The 15144-nt window shown below is 70.1% G+C and carries 10 protein-coding genes and 3 pseudogenes; 9 read left to right on the top strand and 4 right to left on the bottom strand.

Features of this window, described 5'->3' with window-relative positions; translation table 11 throughout:
• Positions 1-35: 35 nt before the first annotated feature.
• On the top strand, positions 36-1121 hold the full coding sequence (locus K1X59_RS11510) for an NAD(P)-binding domain-containing protein (RefSeq protein ID WP_183150214.1): 1086 nt from the start codon (positions 36-38) through the stop codon (positions 1119-1121).
• Here K1X59_RS11510 and K1X59_RS11505 read toward each other — a convergent pair.
• Positions 1108-2133 carry a DUF2804 domain-containing protein gene (locus K1X59_RS11505; RefSeq protein WP_244631928.1) on the bottom strand — a complete coding sequence of 342 codons (1026 nt, stop codon included), beginning with the start codon at positions 2131-2133 and terminating at the stop codon, positions 1108-1110. The two genes, K1X59_RS11510 and K1X59_RS11505, sit on opposite strands and share 14 nt — an antisense overlap.
• A 104-nt stretch (positions 2134-2237) precedes the next feature.
• Here K1X59_RS11505 and K1X59_RS11500 point away from each other — a divergent pair, with 104 nt between their 5' ends.
• The 4 genes from K1X59_RS11500 to K1X59_RS11485 are packed head-to-tail and all read left to right on the top strand — an operon-like array spanning position 2238 to position 5473.
• On the top strand, positions 2238-3029 hold the full coding sequence (locus K1X59_RS11500) for a hypothetical protein (protein WP_183150212.1): 792 nt from the start codon (positions 2238-2240) through the stop codon (positions 3027-3029).
• A complete protein-coding gene (locus K1X59_RS11495; protein WP_183150211.1) occupies positions 3026-3553 on the top strand; it encodes a hypothetical protein in 528 nt (175 codons plus the stop codon). Before K1X59_RS11500 ends, K1X59_RS11495 begins: the two co-directional genes overlap by 4 nt.
• Positions 3554-3581: 28 nt before the next feature.
• Positions 3582-4238 carry an SDR family oxidoreductase gene (locus K1X59_RS11490; protein ID WP_183150210.1) on the top strand — a complete coding sequence of 219 codons (657 nt, stop codon included), beginning with the start codon at positions 3582-3584 and terminating at the stop codon, positions 4236-4238.
• A 26-nt stretch (positions 4239-4264) separates the two neighbouring features.
• Positions 4265-5473, top strand: coding sequence for a glycoside hydrolase family 3 N-terminal domain-containing protein (locus K1X59_RS11485; protein ID WP_244631927.1), 1209 nt, complete (start codon positions 4265-4267; stop codon positions 5471-5473).
• Positions 5474-5476: 3 nt separating this feature from the next.
• Here K1X59_RS11485 and K1X59_RS11480 read toward each other — a convergent pair whose 3' ends face one another.
• From K1X59_RS11480 to K1X59_RS11470, 3 genes and pseudogenes are all read right to left on the bottom strand, one after another.
• The gene (locus K1X59_RS11480; protein WP_183150209.1) at positions 5477-6355 is read right to left on the bottom strand and encodes a 3-methyladenine DNA glycosylase; all 879 of its coding nucleotides are present in this window, start codon (positions 6353-6355) and stop codon (positions 5477-5479) included.
• Positions 6356-6370: 15 nt separating this feature from the next.
• Positions 6371-7395, bottom strand: a pseudogene (locus K1X59_RS11475) (App1 family protein).
• Positions 7396-7399: 4 nt separating this feature from the next.
• Positions 7400-8071 carry a DedA family protein gene (locus K1X59_RS11470; protein WP_183150208.1) on the bottom strand — a complete coding sequence of 224 codons (672 nt, stop codon included), beginning with the start codon at positions 8069-8071 and terminating at the stop codon, positions 7400-7402.
• Between the two features lie 41 nt (positions 8072-8112).
• Between K1X59_RS11470 and K1X59_RS22875 the strand changes: the two are divergent.
• The 4 genes and pseudogenes from K1X59_RS22875 (at position 8113) to K1X59_RS11450 (ending at position 15141) form a co-directional block, all read left to right on the top strand.
• A pseudogene (locus K1X59_RS22875) lies at positions 8113-9442 on the top strand (anthranilate synthase component I family protein).
• A gap of 34 nt (positions 9443-9476) precedes the next feature.
• Positions 9477-12052, top strand: a pseudogene (gene leuS, locus K1X59_RS11460) (leucine--tRNA ligase).
• A gap of 138 nt (positions 12053-12190) precedes the next feature.
• Positions 12191-12790 carry a ComEA family DNA-binding protein gene (locus K1X59_RS11455; protein ID WP_183150207.1) on the top strand — a complete coding sequence of 200 codons (600 nt, stop codon included), beginning with the start codon at positions 12191-12193 and terminating at the stop codon, positions 12788-12790.
• Positions 12787-15141: a ComEC/Rec2 family competence protein gene (locus K1X59_RS11450; protein WP_258566813.1), complete on the top strand. Its 2355-nt coding sequence runs from the start codon at positions 12787-12789 to the stop codon at positions 15139-15141. Before K1X59_RS11455 ends, K1X59_RS11450 begins: the two co-directional genes overlap by 4 nt.
• Positions 15142-15144 lie beyond the last annotated feature (3 nt).

The following is a 15144-nucleotide window of genomic DNA, read 5'->3' as shown; positions in this document are numbered from 1 at the left end:
GGAACATCCCCGACCTTCTGGGCGTTCTGTTCATCGTGAGCATCCTCGACAGTCTGGTGATCGGCGCAGGGCAGGCCGGTCTCTCGGCGTCGTTCCACCTCTCCCGGCTGGGCATCTCGCATGTGGTGCTGGACGCGAACGAGCGTCCGGGTGGCGCCTGGCAGCATCGGTGGGACGCGCTCACGATGCAGGATGTGCACGGCGTCGCAGAGTTGCCGGGCGACAGTCCTCCGCCGCGAGACACCGCACGCGCCAACGCGGCCGTCCCCGCGTACTTCGGCGCCTATGAGCGGGCGCATGCGCTCCCCGTGCTGCGTCCGGTGCACGTCGAACGGGTCGAAGACCAGGGCGGAATGCTCGTCGTACGGGCGCACGAGGGGGAGTGGACGACACGCACGCTCGTGAACGCCACCGGAACGTGGTCGCATCCGTTCCTGCCGCACTTCCCCGGGATGGAGACGTTCCTGGGCGAGCAGCTGCACACCGTGGACTACCCGGGGCCGGAGCACTTCGTCGGCAAGCGGGTCCTCGTCGTCGGAGGCGGAGCGTCGGCCGTGCAGTTCCTCGGCGCCCTCGCGCCGCTCACCGAGACGCTCTGGGTCACCCGCCGCGAGCCGGTGTGGCGGAACGACGACTTCACCCCCGAGGCCGGGGCGGCGGCCGTGGCCCTCGTCGAGAAGCGTGTCGCCGCAGGGCTCCCGCCCGAGAGCGTGGTCAGCGTCACCGGGCTCATGCTGCGTCCGCAGGAGCGCGAAGCCGAGCGCCTCGGCGCCTACGCCGCTCGACGGCCGATGTTCCAGCGCATCGAGCCCGATGGCGTGCGGTGGGCCGACGGGAGCTTCGAGCGCGTCGATGTGATCCTGTGGGCGACGGGTTTCCGGCCGGCGATCAGTCACCTCGCGCCCTTGCGCCTGCGGACCGCGGCAGGTGGCATCCAACTCGACAGGAACGGCCGCGGCACGACCGCCGTCGTGGACCCGCGGGTTCAGCTCGTGGGGTACGGACCCTCGGCGAGCACGATCGGCGCCAACCGTGCGGGGCGCTCGGCGGCGAAGGGCGTGCAGCGGGCACTGCGGTCCGCAGACGCGACCGTCACCACCGGGGCCGTCACCAGCGGTTGAGGACTTCCTCCGCGAATCCCTCGATGCCGTCGACGCGCACGCGGGCCCCGGTGTCGTCGGTCACCCACCCCGACCATACGCCGAACAGCTGATCTGTCCTGCTCGCGATGACCACGGCGTCGGTGCGCGAGCGCTTGTCGTAGAACGGGGTGAAGGCGAGATCGGCGGTCGTCCCGTGCACATGCCAGGGCTTCATGAAGGCCTGCGGGTCGTAGTCCCAGACGAGCTCTTCGCTGATCTTCGACAGGTGGCCGTCGACGAGCAGCGCGTTCTCGGTGGCGCCGGAGCCATCCGTCCACTTCGCGCCGAGCTGCAGACCGATCACGCGACCGTCGACGAGTCCGCTCCCTGCCGCCCAGTTCCAGTGCACGCGGTAGGGCCAACGTCCGCGGCCGTGGTCGAGCACCGCCCAGCTCCCCGGCGGCACGTCATGCGGGGTGCCGTCGATCGTGACGGTTCCGGTGACCGGCCGCGCCACATCCTTGACGGTGTACTGGAAGCGGGAGATCTCGTCTCCGCGCCGCCACGGCACCACGACGCCGAGGGACTCGTGCCCCGGCGGGCGGGTCGCGAGCATGTCGAACGACACGCGAGGAGCGGTTCCGCGCAGCCGAGTGCCGTCGAACGACTCGTCGACGTCCAGGGTGATCCGGCGGGTGCGTGCGCGGGCGGGCCCGTCTCCGAGCGACGGCGGGAGCGTGGCGCTGCGCCCTCCCGGTGAGATCGTCGTCGTGCCGATCTCCTCGCCGGTCGCCCGGTCCAGCACCCACACCTCATGCAACGCCATGTAGTCGACGCACGAGACGGTGAACGCGATGATGTGGGACGCCGTCATGACGTTCCAGTACTCCCACCGCTTGTTGCGGCCCCAGTGCCCACGTCCGGGGATCCCCGACGTGTCGTGCAGCGGCGTCCGCGACCAGCCCAGCGCGTCGTGATTCAGACTTCCGTCGGCGGTGGTGAGGGCGACGGGCGCGGTGATCTCGCGCTCGATCAACGGTGTGGGCATCATCGTCCTGGTGTCGAGGGGGCGCCGTGTCGGGTCGGCGTTGAGCCGAGTGTAGAGGACGAGGGCGTGGGCCGGAGCCGGAGTGATGCATCGGTACGCTGATCGTCATGCTCCGCATCATCCTCCTCATCGTCTGGCTCCTCCTGTCGGCGTGGCTCGCGATCTGGGTCGGGGAGGGGCTCTTCGGGGTCGACCAGCGACACTCGATCCTGCCGTTCGCCGGAGAGGACACGCTCGGCGCTCCGATCATCATCGGCGTCGCGTGGGGACTGCTGCTGACGTTCGGCGGAATGCTCTCCGGACTCGGGCGTCGGAGGAGCGTCCGAGGTGAGGCGCAGATCGGGGTCGGCACGATCGTCGAGGTCTCCCGCACCGGGGTGACGGTGAACGACGTCCCGCAGTACGACATGTTCATCCGCGTGACGCCGAGCACGGCTGAGGAGTTCATCGGGCAGTTGCGGATGCTGGTGGATGCGTCCGAGATCGGCACGCTCCAGGTGGGACTCCCCGTTCCGGTGCGCTACAGCCTGACCGACCAGGACACGGTCGAACTCGCCGACCTCAGCGACCCCGAGGTCCGCGACGCGATGCTGCAGTGGCGGATCGATCGCGGCCTGATCGATCCGACCCAGGTGCGGGCGCGAACGAGCGGCATCCCGGTGCCCGCCTCGGTGCTGGAGGTGCGCCCGACCGGTCGACGACGGGAGGGGCAGAGCGAACTCGCGCTGCGCGTGTTGATGGCTCCCGAGGACGCGGCGACCTGGGAGGCCGACACCACGGTGTTCGTGTACCCGCAGGCGATCCCGCATCTCCAGGTCGGTGCTCCCGTGTGGGCGTATTACCGGCGGGAGGACCCGCAGACCGTCGCGGTGACGATCGAGAAGGAGGCGACGCGATGAATCCGATGGACACGCTCATCTGGCTGGTCGATTTCCCGGCGTCGCACGGCTATGCCGTCGTCTTCATCGCGGGGTTCTCCACGCTCGGTCTGTTCGCGCTGTCGGCGCGGGGCGCGGTGCCCGGTGAGGCGCTGCGTCGTGTCCGCGAACGCGAGGGCCTGCTGCGCTCGGCAGGCCGCCCCCGAGGAGAGATCGGGGGCCGTGTCTTCCGTGTCGCGGCCCGGTTCCTGGCCTTCCTGATGGTCGGCTCGCTCGCGATCGGCATCCTCAGCCTGACCGGTGTCCCCGTCACGCGTGCCTACATCCACGACCACGGCCGTCCGACGACCGCGACGATGGACGGAGACTGGGTGACCTTCACGACCGCGGAGGGTGTGGAGTACACGCTCGAGAGCAACTTCTTCACGCCCGCCGTGTATCCCGACCGGGATGTCTACCTTCCCAGCGGTGAACCGGTCGTCGTGCGCTACCTGCCGAGCCACCCCCAGGCGTTCGTGATCGACAGCGAGCAGACCCCGCGCTGACGTCGGGACGGGCGCGTAGGGTGAAGGTATGTCGCGCATCATCGTCTTCGGCGGCCACGGCCGCATCGCCCTCCTGCTCGCACCGCTGCTCGTCGCTCAGGGCGATGAGGTCACGGGAGTGATCCGCAACCCGGAGCACGCGCCCGAGGTCGAAGCGGGTGGAGCACGAGCGCTCGTCGCCGACGTCGAGAACATGGACGTCGAGGCGCTCGCCGAGATCATCCGCGGGCACGATGCCGTCGTCTGGTCGGCAGGTGCCGGCGGCGGATCGCCCGAGCGCACCTACGCGGTCGACCGCGACGCGGCTCAGCGGTCGATGGACGCGGCAGAGCGCGCCGGCGTCCGCCGCTACGTCATGGTCTCGTGGCTCGGCTCCACTGCCGATCACGGTGTTCCCGAAGGCGACTCGTTCTACCCCTACGCCGACGCCAAGTGGGCTGCAGACGAGCACCTGCGCGCGAGCGGCCTCGAAGGTACGATCCTCGGCCCCGGCACGCTCACATTCGACGCCCCCACCTCGCGCATCCGGATCGACCCGGACGGAAGCGGTGCGGTGTCGCGCGCGGATGTCGCCGCGGTCATCGCAGCAACACTCCACGCGCCGTGCACGATCGGGCGCACGATCCGCTTCGGCAACGGCGACCCGGAATCGTCGGTGCCCATCACCGAGGCGCTCGGTTGCTGACGCGGCGTCCGCGCGCAGGAGTCCTCATGTCCCGGTACCGCAGACGGACGGCGGGGGCGGTGGTCATCGCTGCGATGGTCGGCCTGTGCGCCACGACCACGGCGTCGGCATCCGTCGTTCCTGCGACATCGACCCCGGCTCCCGTTCCGGCCGCGACGTCGAGCACGACTCCGGCCACGACGCCATCCGCGCGCGCTGCTTCGCTGGTGCAGGGGATGACGGTGGCCGAGCAGGCGTCGACCGTGGTCATGGGGCACGTCGCGGGAACCGATCCGGCGGCGCTCCGCGCCTATATGGAGTCAGGGCTCGGCGGCTTCATCCTGATGGGGGCGAACATCCCGGAATCCGAGGCCGCACTGCAGGGCCTGACGAGCGCGCTGACCCTCGATCCCCGACTTCCTCCACTGATCGCCGTCGACCAGGAGGGGGGAATCGTGTCGCGCCTGCACGGCGACGACTTCGCGGCCTCGACGTCGCTCAAGAATCGTCCGGTCTCCGACACGGCGGATGCGTTCTCGGCGCGCGGTGCCCTGGTCGCACGCGCGGGCATCACGGTGAACTTCGGGACCGTGGCGGATTTCACCCCGGATGCGGGCAGCTTCATCTATGGTCGGGCGCTCGGCACCGACGCGGTCGGCGCTGCAGACAGGGTCGCGGCTGCGACGGCGGCGCAGGAGCAGTTCGTCGCGTCCACCCTGAAGCATTTCCCCGGACACGGTGCCGCGCCGGGAGACTCCCATCACGCGATCCCCACGACGGACAGGGGACTCGACCAGTGGCGCGAGACGGAGGCTGCCCCCTTCCGGGCGGGTATCGATGCGGGGGCGGATCTGCTGATGTACGGACATCTCGCCTACACCGCCGTCGATCCGCTGCCCGCGTCCCTCTCGCCGAGGTGGCACCAGATCGCCAGAGACGATCTCGGCTTCGAGGGGGTGGCGGTGACCGACGATCTCGGGATGCTGCTGTCGTCGGGGAATCCGGCCTACGCCGACCCGGTCGCGAACGGTGTGGCCGCGATCGCCGCCGGCAATGACCTGGTGCTCATGATCGCCGGCTCCGACACCCGGACGGCGCAGAACATGGCGGCGGGGATCGCGGCGGCCGTCGATGCCGGGACGCTGCCGGCGCAGAGGCTCGAAGAGGCTGCTGTCCGGGTGGTCACCCTCCGGATGCGGGTGGCGGCGAGCACCGCGCACTGGGCGGTGTGTCCCGACTGCGATCCCGTGGGGTGAGGCTCACGCCGCCTCGGGTGCGCCCTCGCCGAGCCAGGCGTTCAGCAGCGCGGTTCGCAGGGCGGCTCCGCGCTCCGCGAAACCTCGCTGTCGCCGCACGTACTCCGCCTTCCCCTCGGGCGTCTCGATCGGCACGGGAACGACGTCCCACGCGGCGAGGTCGTACGGCGCGGCCTGCATGTCGAGGAGACGGATATCGCGCGCGAGCTCGAACGTGTCGAGAAGGAGCTCGCCCGGGATCAGCGGCCCGAGCTTGGTGGCCCACTTGTACAGATCCATGCCCGCGTGGAGACACCCTGGCTGCTCGAACAGCGGCTGGTCGTCACGGCTCAACGGGGTGCGATTGCGCGGGACCGCTTGCGGGGTGAAGAACCGGAAGGCGTCGAAGTGCGTGCAGCGGAGGTCGTGGCTCTCGACGACCGCATCCGTGCCTGCCTGTCCGAGCCGAAGCGGCACGGCATGCCGATGCTCCTCCGCGCGATAGACCATCGCCCACTCGTGCAGCCCGAAGCATCCGAACTGTCCAGGACGGGATGCCGTGCGGCGCAGCATCCGCTCCACGAGGGCGGCGAGCTCGGGCTTGTCCGCGCCGAAGGAGTCGGCATCGGGGACGACGGACCCCTCCTCGGATCCGGGAGAGTACCAGCGCCACGAGAGACGCTCCCTGGCATCCTCCAGCTCGATCCCGGCACCCGGATGCCAGCGTCGCAGCTGCGCCGGCTTGAAGGAGTAGTAGGTGAAGAGGAAGTCCCACACGGGGTGCTTCTCGTCGTGCGCCGCGCGCCGGCGATGCGCAGCGGTCAGCGCATCCGCGCGCGCCTGATGCGTCTGCTCCCGCAGGAGCCATGATTCGCGGGTCAGCGCCCCGTCAGCGAGGTTCATGTCGACAGGTGCTCGTCAGCGCAGGATGCCGGCTTCACCGAGCAGATCTCGCAGCCCGGCGCCGTCCTCCGCGCTCACCCACGGCGCGACATCCTCGGAGTGCGGTTCCCGCCCCGCACGCCCGCCCGCGAGCACAGCCTCGGCGGGCAGAAGACGCCGGATGGCGACACCCGCGACCGATTCGGGGTGCTCCTCCATGAACTGGCTGTAGATGGCCTCGTCATGCTGACCGTCGTCGCCGATCAGGAGCCACTTCACGTCGGGGAACTCGGTGGCGAGCCGGCGCAGGTTGGTGAGCTTGTGCTCGCGGCCGCTGCGGAACCAACGCTCGTGCGTCGGCCCCCAGTCCGTGAGCAGCATCGACCCGGCGGGGAAGAGATGACGACCGAGGAAGCGCCACAGCGTCGGTGCGACGTTCCACGCCCCTGTCGACAGGTACACCATCGGTGCGCCAGGGTGCTGACGCAGCAGCTGGTCGAGAAGCACGGCCATGCCGGGGACAGGCAGACGCGCGTGCTCATCCAGAACGAAGGAGTTCCAGAACGCGATGAACGGACGAGGCAGCGCGGTCACCATCACCGTGTCGTCGACGTCGGACACGACGCCGAACCGCGTTCCCTCGGCCACGACGAACGCGCGCGCCTCGATCGGCTCCTGACCCTCGACCGAGAAGGTGAACGTCTGCCACCCCGGTTCGAGATCCACGCGGATCATCGCGTCCACGACGCCGCCGCGATCGGCGACCACCTGATGCGTGGTGTCGCCGAAGTGCACGCTCACCGAGGCGAAGCCGACCGGGATCCCGACGAAGCTCCGCCATCCGCGCACGCTCGCCGGCTCGCCGTCGCGGGTGCGACGCTGCGGGGGACGATCAGCACGCGGCCGACCACACGGACCCAGCCCGGCCCGCCGTAGCCGGGGAACGGCAGGATCGTCGCGACGCGGCCGCGACGGCGCGCGCGACCTTCTCGCCACACATGGAAGCGGTGTTCGAGTCGGGCGAACCAGTGGATCCGGGGCGCCGGGGGTGCGGATGCCATTGGTTCAGTCTTTCACGTCGGCGTCGACCTCCGCCTCCGGAGCCTCCAGGTGACGAGCCTCGAGGCGTTGCAGCAGCTTCTTGCCGAGGTAGGCGAGGAGCAGGAAGAGGGCGATGACCCCGACGAAGATGTACCCCGCGAAGTGCACCCGGTCGACGAGCTCGCGGAAGCTGCCGGCCGCGAGCGACGTGACGCTCACGTACGCGGTCGCCCAGAGAGCGCAGGCGGGGGCCGTCCATGCCAGGAACCGGCGATACGGGTACTCGCTCATGCCGACGGTGAGCGGGACCAGGGAATGGAGCACCGGCAGGAAGCGGGAGAGGAAGATCGCGATGCCCCCACGGCGGGCGAGGTAGTTCTCGGCGCGCACCCAGTTGTGCTCGCCGATCTTCCGCCCCAGCCAGGACACGCGGATGTGGGGGCCGAGCCAGCGACCGAGCCAGAACCCGATGCTCTCGCCGATCAGCGCGCCGATCACGACCGCGACACCCATCGCGATGCCTTCCCACACCGTGGCGACGCCCATCGAGGCGATGATGACGATGGTGTCGCCGGGGACGATCAGCCCGATCAGGATGCTGGTCTCCAGCATGACGGCGACACCGGCGACCAGAGTGCGCGTGACCGGATCGATCGACTGCACGGTGTCGAGGAGCCAGAGCAGGAGGTCGTCCACGTGATGAGAATACGGGAGCGGACCGGACCTAGGCTGGAAAGGTGCCGGAACAGCTGAGTGCGCGACCGCTTCCCGTCTGGGCGGAGCCGTCTGCGGTGTTCGCGATGCTCGAGGCGCGGGCCTCCGATGTGTTCTGGCTCGACGCGGGCGCGGAGGCGACGGAGGGGTGGAGCTTCGTCGGGACAGGGGAGCGCTCGACGGTTCCCGTCGACACGCGGCTCGACGTCACTCCCGCCGATGACGACGCATCCCTGCCGCCGTTCCGCGGCGGCTGGGTGGGCTGGCTCGACTACGAGAGCGGAGCCACCGCCGCCGGAGCTCCGATCGCCGGACCCGTCGACACCACGGGCGGGGCCTGGGTGAGGGCCACCCACGTCGTCGCCTTCGACCACGCTCGCCGGCAGACCTGGGCGCTTTGTGATGACGGGGAGATCGAGACCTGGGCGGCGGACACCCTCCGTGCAGGGGCTCCCGCCGAGGGCATCGCTCCGCCACGCGAAGACCTCGGAGACCTCCATCTGGTCGCCGAGCCCCGACACGATCCCCAGGAGTACGAGGCGCTGATCGAACGGTGTCGAGACCTCATCCGCGCCGGCATCGCCTACCAGCTGTGTCTCACGACCCGCTTCACCGTCGCCGGCGTCCACGATCCGGTCGCCGTGTACGCCAGACTCCGATCCGCGACCCCGGCGCACCACGGGGATTCGTCCGCATCGGCGACCGCACCCTGTTGAGCGCGAGCCCCGAGCAGTTCCTCCGCGCCGAAGGGGAGTCCTCCGCACGCGCCCCATCAAGGGCACCCGTCCCCGCGGTGCAGACCCGGTGCAGGATGCCGCGCTCGCCGCGGAGCTCGCGGTCGACCGCAAGGAGCGGGCGGAGAACGTGATGATCGTCGACCTCATGCGCAACGACCTCTCGCGGGTCTGCGTGCCTGGCAGCATCCGCGTCGACGGGCTCTGGGTCGTCGAGAGCTATCCCGCCGTGCACCAGCTCGTGAGCACGGTGAGCGGTGTCGCAGCGGAGAGGACCACGGTCGGCGCGCTGCTCGACGCGACCTTCCCCGCCGGGAGCATGACGGGCGCCCCCAAACTCTCGGCGATGACCAGGCTCCACGAGCTGGAGGGCGGACCGCGGGGTGTCTACGCCGGGTGCTTCGGCTACATCGGCGTCGACGGCGCGCTCGACCTCGCGATGGTCATCCGCAGCATCGTGATCGAACCGGAGCAGGCTGTCGTCGGCGCGGGCGGAGGCATCACATGGCTCTCGGTCGCCGCCACGGAGGTCGCTGAGGTCGCGACCAAGGCCAGGGCGCCGCTCGCGGCGTTGGGCGCCGGAATGCCCGCCCTCTGGGGTTCCGATATCCTGAACTGATCCCGCTTTTTCCATCAGATTGGTCGTGCGTTCGTTGTCTGAGAACCTGTCCACCGCTCCTGCCGACGACGAGACTCCGTCGGCGCACGCCATCCAGAAGAAGTGGCAGACGTACTGGGCGGAGAACGGGACGTTCCTCACCGGCGGCGACGACGACACACGACCGCGGCGCTACGTGCTCGCGATGTTCCCCTATCCCTCGGGCGACCTGCACATGGGGCATGCGGAGAACTACCTGTACTCCGACATCGTCGCCCGATTCTGGCGCCACCGCGGACACAACGTGCTTAACCCGATCGGCTGGGACTCCTTCGGGCTGCCCGCCGAGAACGCGGCGATCCGTCGCGGAGCCGATCCGCGCGAATGGACCTATCAGAACATCGCGCAGCAGAAGGAGGGATTCCAGGCCTATGGAGTCTCGTTCGACTGGACGCGTGTGCTGCACACCTCCGACCCCGAGTACTACCGCTGGAACCAGTGGCTGTTCCTCAAGCTGTACGAGCGCGGCCTGGCCTATCGGAAGAAGAGTCCGGTCAACTGGTGCCCCAACGACCAGACGGTGCTGGCGAACGAGCAGGTCGTCGACGGGCGCTGCGAGCGCTGCGGCGCCGAGGTCGTCAAGAAGAAGCTCACGCAGTGGTACTTCCGCATCACCGACTACGCCGACCGTCTGCTCGACGACCTGAACCAGCTCGAGGGCTTCTGGCCGCACAAGGTGCTGCAGATGCAGCGCAACTGGATCGGACGCTCGGTCGGCGCCGACGTCGACTTCGTGATCGAGGGCCGGGACGAGCCTGTCACGGTCTTCTCGACGCGGCCGGACACCCTGCACGGCGCGACGTTCTTCGTCGTGGCACCCGACTCCGACCTGGCTGCCGAGCTCGCCGCCGGTGCGCCGGACGAGGTGCGGCTGCGCTTCCAGACCTATCTGGAGCAGGTGCAGAAGGAGACCGACATCGATCGGCAGTCCACGGACCGCCCGAAGACCGGTGTCTTCCTGGAGCGCTACGCGATCAACCCCGTCAACGGCGAGAGGCTGCCGGTGTGGGCGGCCGACTATGTGCTCGCCGATTACGGCCACGGCGCCGTGATGGCCGTCCCCGCGCACGACCAGCGCGACCTGGACTTCGCCCGCGCCTTCGACCTGCCCGTGAAGGTCGTCGTCGACACGACGGCACCGATCACGGGGGCGATGCCGGTGATCGAGGTCGACGAGGACGGGGTGCCGATCGACACGGGCGCCGCACTCGACGAGCAGAACCCGGCATCCACCGGAGTGGCGCTGACGGGCGAGGGTCGCATGATCAACTCGGGTGCGCTGAACGGCCTGTCCAAGCGGAACGCGATCGCGCGGGCGATCGAGCAGCTCGAGGCGTCGGGCACCGGACGTGCCGCGAAGAACTACCGTCTGCGCGACTGGCTCATCTCGCGTCAGCGTTTCTGGGGCACGCCGATCCCGATGCTGCACGCCGAGGACGGTCGGATCATCCCGGTGCCGGAGAACCAGCTGCCGGTGAAGCTGCCGAGCGTGGAAGGCCTCGACCTCGCCCCGAAGGGCACGTCGCCGCTCGGTGGCGCGGAGAGCTGGGTGCGCACGACCGACCCCGAGACGGGTGACCCCGTTCTGCGCGACCCCGACACCATGGACACCTTCGTGGACAGCTCCTGGTACTTCCTGCGGTTCCTCTCGCCGAACAGCGACACCGTGGCTTTCGACCCGGCGCAGGCCGACCGCTGGGCGCCCGTCGACTCGTACATCGGCGGGGTCGAGCACGCGATCCTGCACCTGCTCTACGCGCGCTTCATCACGAAGGTCCTGTTCGACATGGGGCTGATCGACTTCACGGAGCCGTTCTCGAACCTGATCAACCAGGGCATGGTCATCCTCAACGGCACCAAGATGTCGAAGAGCAAGGGCAACCTCGTGCTGTTCCAGGAAGAGCTCGACGCGCACGGCGCGGATGCGCTCCGCGTCGGTCTGGCGTTCGCCGGCCCGGTGGAAGACGACAAGGACTGGGCCGACGTCTCCACGACCGGCGCGCAGAAGTTCCTGGCGCGGGCCATGCGCATCGCCGGCGAGGTCTCCAGCGCGGTGGACGTGGTCTTCGACGGCGGAGACGCCGCGCTGCGACGTGCGACGCACAAGCTGCTGGCCGAGGCGCCCGCCCTCGTCGAGCAGACCAAGTTCAACGTGCTCGTCGCGCGTCTCATGGAGCTCGTCAACGTCACCCGCAAGACGATCGACGGCGCCGCGGGTGCCACAGACCCCGCCGTGCGCGAAGCAGCCGAGACGATCGCCGTCATGCTCGACCTCATCGCCCCGCACACGGCCGAGGAGATGTGGGAGATGCTCGGGCACGAGCCTTCCGTCGGCCTCGTCACCTGGCGCTCGGCCGACCCGGCCCTGCTCGTCGAGGATTCGGTCACCGCCGTGGTCCAGGTGGGGGCAAGGTCCGTGCACAGCTCGAGGTTCCGGCGCGCATCGGCGAAGCGGAGCTCGAAGCACTGGCCAGGGCCGACGAGCGCGTGATCCGCTCGATCGGCGACCGGGAGATCGTGAAGGTCGTGGTGCGGGCGCCGAAGATCGTCAGCTTCGTCGTCGAGGGCTGAGCGGACTTTCATGCCGGTCGATCCTGGGTGATCGCCGGCGCGGCGCCGCCGTCCTCCACAGCGGTCGATCCTGCCGGCTTGTCCACGCCGGCCGTCTCTCGGGTGAGAGGGGCCGGCGCACGCGCTTAGCGTGGCCGGATGACGTCCCCGCAGACTCCTCCACGTCCTCCTCGGCGTCGGCTGCGTCTGAGCGTCGGGGCCGCCGTGGTGCTCGCCCTGGTCGTGCTGTCGGCGGCTGTGGGGTTCGGTCTGCTGCGTGGCCAGGCGCCCCCGTCGGACTCCCTGTCGTTGACGGACGTCACGACGACCGACGCGCCCGCCGGTGAGCTCTATGTGCATGTGCTGGGCGCAGTCGCGCGGCCGGGGCTGTACGTCCTCGACCTGAACGCCCGCCTCGTCGATGCCGTCGCGGCTGCGGGCGGGACGACCGATGAGGCCGACCTCGCGGCGGTGAACCTCGCGCGCACTCTCGAAGACGGGGAACAGATCGTGGTGCCGACGGTCGGCGTCGCGACCGATGCTCCCGTCGCGGACGCACCCGGCGATGACCGGGTCGATCTCAACACCGCCGACCAGGGGGCGCTGGAGACCCTGCCGCGGATCGGCCCCGCGCTTGCCGAGCGGATCATCGCTTGGCGAGAGGACAACGGTCGGTTCCGGTCCGTCGACGATCTCTTGGCCGTCCCCGGCATCGGCGAGAAGCTTCTCGCCGGTCTGCGCGATGCGGTCAGGGTGTGAAGCCACGCGATCTGCGGCTCGTGCCGCTCGTCGTCGTGGTCTGGGGCGTCGCCCTGCTGTGCGTGCTGGTGCCGACCGTCGCGTGGGGCGTGGTGGCGGCGGGGCTCGCGGGGCTCGTGGTGCTCGCGCTGTTCGTTCGTTCTCGCCGTGGCAGGTCGTCCGTCGCGGCTGCCGGGCTCGCACTGCTGCTGCTGGCAGGTGGTGTCGGCAGCGCCCTCGCGGTCGGCATCGCCTCACCGGCCAGGGAGGAGGCGATGTCATGGGACGGTCGCGTCGTAGAAGTCACCGCCGACATCACTTCGTCGGCGTCGGTCGGACGCGACGGGCGGATGTGGGTCGAGGCGTCCACGTCCGCGATGGGTGCTCCCGGGCACCCGACGGCGCTGTCTTCGGCCGTGCGCATCGGGGCGCCCCCGATGGACGGACTCGATCTCGGGGCTCGGCTCCGCGTGGTCGGTGAAGCGGCAGTGACGGAACCGGGTGAGCGGTCGGCGCTGGTGATCTTCGCGAGCGAGACAGAGATCGTCGTGCCGGCGTCCGGGGTGTTCGGAGCGGCGGCGGCGCTCAAGCGCGCCTTCACCGAGCGATCGTCGCGGCTCCCGGAGCCCGGTGCCGGCCTCCTCCCGGGACTCGCGGTCGGCGACACCCGAGCGGTCTCGATGGAACTGAACGACGACATGCGTACGAGCGGGCTGAGCCATCTCACCGCCGTGTCCGGTGCCAACTGCGCCATCGTCGTCGGCGGGATCTTCTGGCTGGTGGCTCTATGCGGGGGCGGTCGCGCGATGCGAGCTCTTCTCGCACTCGTCGGTCTGGGCGGATTCGTCATCCTCGTCACGCCGGAACCGAGCGTGATCCGTGCGGCGGTGATGGCTGCGGTCGGGATGCTGAGCGTCCTGCTGGGCAGGCCGAGCGCCGGAGCAGGTCTGCTCTCCCTCTGCACGGTGGGGATACTGCTCGCCGATCCCTGGCTCGCGGCGACACCGGGGTTCGCCCTTTCCGTGGCGGCATCCGGAGCGCTCATCCTCCTCGCACGTCCGCTCGCCGGAGGACTCGGCAGAGTCATGCCTCGACCGGTGGCGATGGCGGTCGCCGTGCCGGTGTCGGCGCAGCTGGTCTGCGGGCCGATCATCGCTCTGTTCGCGGAGCAGCAGTCGTTGATCGGGATCGCAGCGAACCTCATCGCCGAACCCGCGGCTCCGATCGCGACCGTCGTCGGCCTCCTCGGCTGCCTCGCCGCGCCGGTGCCGCCGCTTGCCGACCTGCTCGTGTCATCCGCCTGGCTGCCAGCGGCGTGGATAGCCACGACGGCCACGACGACCGCTCGTCTTCCCGGCGCGCAGCTGCTGCTTCCGGCAGGGGTCGGGAGCGCTGCGCTGGTGGCACTCGTGAGCGGGGCGATCGCCGTCGTCGTGATCCGGCTGCCCGCAACAGGGCGAGGTCCGCGCGCCGCACGCGGGTTCGCGTTCGTGCGGCGCGCTGGTGCCGCGGTCGTGATCGTGGTGCTCTCACTGTCGGGGGCCCGCATCCTTCTCGACGGGCCGCTGGCGACGGCGACGGCGCCCGGTGGCTGGTCGATCGCGGCGTGCGACGTCGGGCAGGGTGACGCGATCCTGATCCGGTCGGCGGGCACGGTGGCGCTCATCGACACCGGGCCGGCCCCTGAGCCCCTGGCCGCGTGTCTCCGCGCGCTGGGGGTCGAGCGGATCGATCTACTCGTGCTCACCCACTACGACCTCGATCATGTGGGCGGGACCTCGGCGGTCATGGGGCGGGTCGACGCGGTGCTCCATGGGCCCGTGTCGGAGGAGTCGGACGGCCGTCTCCTCGACGGACTCGCCCGCGCGGGTGCGCGCGTCGACGCGGCATCGGCAGGCCAGCACGGGATGCTCGGCGGAGCGAGCTGGCGGGTCCTGTGGCCGCAGCGGGACTCCGTGGCCTTCCCTCCCGGCAACGACTCGAGCGTGGTGATGGAGTTCGACGGGGAGGGGTGCCCCGCTCCCTCTACCTCGGCGACCTCTCGGCCGCGCCGCAGCGCATGCTGCTCCGCACAGCCCGACTGGGTCGATACGACGTGGTCAAGGTCGCGCATCACGGCAGTGCGGATCAGGATCCTGGGCTGTACCAGGCTGTGCACGCGCGGGCGGCGCTGGTCAGCGTCGGTGCGGACAACGACTACGGGCACCCCCGCGCAGAGACGCTCGACCTGCTCGAAGCCTCCGGCTCGCAGGTGCTGCGCACGGAGCGGCACGGCCGCATCCTCCTGGGCGTGCAGGGCGACGAGCTGCGAGTGTGGACCGAGAAGACGACGCGATGACGCCGAGGGAAGCGCTGTCGGTGGGCCCCGGTAGGCT

The organism is Microbacterium sp. Se5.02b (genome assembly GCF_019464375.1).
Classification (GTDB): Bacteria; Actinomycetota; Actinomycetes; order Actinomycetales; family Microbacteriaceae; genus Microbacterium.
This window is presented reverse-complemented; position numbering and strand designations above follow the sequence as displayed.